General features: G+C 69.5%; 1 pseudogene. It reads right to left on the bottom strand.

From position 1 onward, the window contains the following. Window positions 1–531 (bottom strand): annotated as a pseudogene (locus G3I71_RS46125) (hypothetical protein); the annotation flags it as partial. Between the last annotated feature and the right edge of the window lie 26 nt (window positions 532–557).

Here is a 557-nt window from a genome sequence, read left to right as displayed (position 1 = left end):
GTCGTCCTTGTTCGTGCCGCTCTTGTAGATGGCCCAGTAGCACGTGCCCGAGACGGGCTCGATCGTCCGGTAGGTGCCGGGGGCGATGTCGACCCCGACCGTCCAGGTCCCGTCGTGGATCTGTGCGTCGGCGATCTGCTGCTCGGTGGTTGTCACCGCGGCCTCGCGTGCAGCGACGGCGTCCTCGGCGAGCTTCGCCGCGGCCTCGCGGACGGTGAGGTCCGCCTCGCGCGTCGCGATGTCGCGCTTCATCTGATCGATCGCGTCGTCGCGGTCCTTTTCGGCCTTGGCCACGGCTGTCTTGTAGTCGTCGACGGTCGCGACGACCTCGTCGTGGTCCTTCTTGAGCGACTGGTACTGCTCGGACGTCGTCGGGTCGGAGTGCCCGAGCACGAGGCCAACGGCGAGGCCGACGACCCCGGTGCCAACCCACGCGAACCTCCGGAGTCGACTGCCGAGGCTCGGGCGGGGGGATTCGTTCTGCTGGTCGGTCACGCGACCCTCCGGGCGCGTCGTGCGCGGCTCTGCCACGCGGTGATGATGCCGGTCGTGACGCC

This window comes from Streptomyces sp. SID12501 (assembly GCF_010550245.1).
In the GTDB taxonomy this organism is placed as follows: domain Bacteria; phylum Actinomycetota; class Actinomycetes; order Streptomycetales; family Streptomycetaceae; genus Streptomyces.
Note: the sequence above shows the minus strand (reverse complement) of the source record. Positions and strands in the feature narration are given on the sequence as shown.